This window comes from bacterium (assembly GCA_026398675.1).
GTDB lineage: Bacteria > RBG-13-66-14 > RBG-13-66-14 > RBG-13-66-14 > RBG-13-66-14 > RBG-13-66-14.
In genome coordinates this window covers 1-2,505 of sequence record JAPLSK010000397.1, presented here as the reverse complement: position 1 = coordinate 2,505, position 2,505 = coordinate 1, and the positions used below count along the sequence as shown (strand labels likewise).

The 2,505-nt window shown below is 63.4% G+C and carries 4 protein-coding genes; 2 read left to right on the top strand and 2 right to left on the bottom strand.

The features are described 5' to 3' along the window. The coding region (locus NTW26_11775) for a hypothetical protein (GenBank protein MCX7022925.1) at window positions 1-181 on the bottom strand (181 nt) is incomplete at its 3' end. Between the two features lie 11 nt (window positions 182-192). Next, a complete protein-coding gene (locus NTW26_11770) occupies window positions 193-819 on the bottom strand; it encodes a hypothetical protein (GenBank protein MCX7022924.1) in 627 nt (208 codons plus the stop codon). Between the two features lie 151 nt (window positions 820-970). Here NTW26_11770 and NTW26_11765 point away from each other — a divergent pair, with 151 nt between their 5' ends. Further along, window positions 971-2,122: a tetratricopeptide repeat protein gene (locus NTW26_11765; GenBank protein MCX7022923.1), complete on the top strand. Its 1,152-nt coding sequence runs from the start codon at window positions 971-973 to the stop codon at window positions 2,120-2,122. Then, a complete protein-coding gene (locus NTW26_11760) occupies window positions 2,119-2,475 on the top strand; it encodes a roadblock/LC7 domain-containing protein (GenBank protein ID MCX7022922.1) in 357 nt (118 codons plus the stop codon). The genes NTW26_11765 and NTW26_11760 overlap by 4 nt, the downstream gene beginning before the upstream one ends. Window positions 2,476-2,505 lie beyond the last annotated feature (30 nt).

Here is a 2,505-nt window from a genome sequence, read left to right as displayed (position 1 = left end):
CGTAGGTGAGCTCGAGGGCGGCGCCGTCCGAGTCGAGAAAAATTTCCAGACCGTAGGCCGTCCGCCAGCCGCCGCCGGAGGGCCAAGTGTAAGCCTCCACGCCGCCGCGGATACCGGCGAAGGGCACCGCCGCCGCCGCCGTGCAGAGCAGCAGGAGAATGCGCAAGGTGCGCCGGGGCATCGCCCTCCGGTCTAGAAGTAGTAGTTGACGCCCAGCCCGATGGCCCAGTGGACGCTGCCCGCGAAGTCGAAGAAGGTCGTCGGACGCAGGGAGAGGAAATCAATGACAAAGAACTCGATCCCCCCGTTGACGTTGAAACCTATGTTGGTCTTGTCGCCGTTGTGGTAGACCGGGTCGGTCTGTTCCTCGGGGTCGTCCTGGCCGCGGTCCGCGTAAGCGAAGGCATTCCAGGAGCCCATGTCCAGTGCGAGGCCCGCCCCCAGGAAGGCGGTGAACGTCTCGCTCACCGGGATGTTGTACTGCGCTCCCAGATCCACGTGAATCAGGGTGGTGTACTCGCCGAGGCCGAACCCCAGGCCCAGCTTCGCCGCCAGGTTTTCGACGAAGTAGTACGCCCCGGAAACACCGACCAGGAAGCCGCCGCCGTCGTGGCCGTAGGGACTGTTCACGGGCCAGGTCATGTAGCCCAGCGTCAGCCCGGCGGAGACGGCCCCCGGTATGTGGAAGTTGCCCTGGGCGGCGGGGGTCGCCGGTGTGATCGTCTCCTCCCCGGCGCCGGGGTCGTAGGTGACCTCATCCCGAGCCGCGCTCGGGGCGATCAAGGCCGTCAGCAGGCAGAAGAGCAGAATGTACCTCATATCGGCGTCCTCAGTTTGGGTTGAGAGGTTATTGAAGCAGTATAGCACGGTGGGGCAACGTCTTACAATTCTTACCCTTGACTAAAAAACGTCAGCGGGCTAAACTTCAATGGGTTCCGGTTAAATTCGCCCCGGGGGATGTTTCTTAGAAATGGCCAAGCGTTTCCAGCTCGGACCGGAGATCGAGCGCTACACACAGCTTCTGGCGCGAGATCCCGATTCACTGGCCTTCGTGCCCCTGGCGGACGCCTACCGAAAGAGCGGCCTCTTCGAGGAGGCTTTCGCGGTACTCAAGCGGGGGATGGGCCGGCGTCCCGAATACATCCCCGCCAAGATAGTTTTGGGCAAGTGCTACCTGGACCTGGGCAACTACCCAAAGGCCGAGACCACCTTTGAGGACATCCTGCGGCTGGACCGGGACAACCTGGTGGCCCTCTCCTCCATGGCCAACGTCAGGCTGCACCAGCGGCGCTACGGCGAGGCGGCCACCATCTACCGCCGCATCCTTGAGCTCGACCCGTCCAACGACGCCGCGGCCCAGCAGCTGGCGAAGCTGGAAGGCAAGGCTCTCTCGCAGAACCAGGGCGAGGTCATCGAGATAGACATCGAATCCACCGCGACGAGGACACCGCAAACCGAACCCCTTTCCGGCGAGATGGATACGATCGAGGAAAAAGTCCCGTCCACCATAGACTTCGAGAACGTGATGCGGGCTGAATCCCTCCCCTCGTCCCAAGAGTCCGGCGAGGCTCTGCCGGACGGTGAGCTGCCCGCGGGTGTACCGGTCTCGGCGGAGGACCCCCGGAGAACCGGCGGCGCGGCCGATTCCCCGTCGGACGCCGGGAGGATGACTACCGGCGTGGAACCGGCTGACTCCAGCAGGACCGGCGAACCCACAGAGATAGATTTGGACCTCATCCCTCAAGCGGCGAACCTCGACATCGTGGATGAGGAGTCCCGGTACGCCGCCCCCGAAAAGGGCGGGGCTCCCCCGGACGTGCCGGAGGTCGTGAAGGAGCCACCGGTGAGACGCGCCGGCAACGAGCCCGAGATAAGAGTCGAGGTGCCCGTGCCTCCGCCGCCCGACACCGAGGAACTGGCCATCGTGGAGCCGGAAACCGTCGAGGTGATGCCCGAGGACGAGGTGCCCCCGGAGATACCCCCGGTGAAGGACATGGCTCCGATTATTCCCACCGAAGAATCCGATAAACCCGCTTTCAAAACCTTCTCGAGCTGGCTCTCCGGCATGTCCGGACGGAAAGACGAAGAGGTAGGGGAAGAGGACAAAGGAGAAGAGAAGTGAATGAGGTCGTGGAAATCCTGAAACGCCTGCTCGTGGTCAAAGAGGTCAAGGTCGCTGTGGTGGTCGGGGAAGACGGGCTCGTGCTCGATTCCGCCGGCTCCGAGGAGGCCGACGTCGAGGCCATCGGGGCGATTTGCGCCAGCGGCTACTTCTCCTTCAAGCAAATCGGCGAGGAGCTCAACTACGGGGCCATCGTCCAATCCGTCACCCGATTCCAGTCCGGCGTCATCGTCCTCTCCCGACTGCCGAACCAGCTGACCCTGGCCGTGGTGGCGACGGAAAAGGCCAACCTGGCCAAAGTCTGGGACGCCACCGGTGGAATCATCACCGATATGGCGCGGCTGCTACGTTAAGGACGTCGCCCAAGGAATTGGAATATCAAC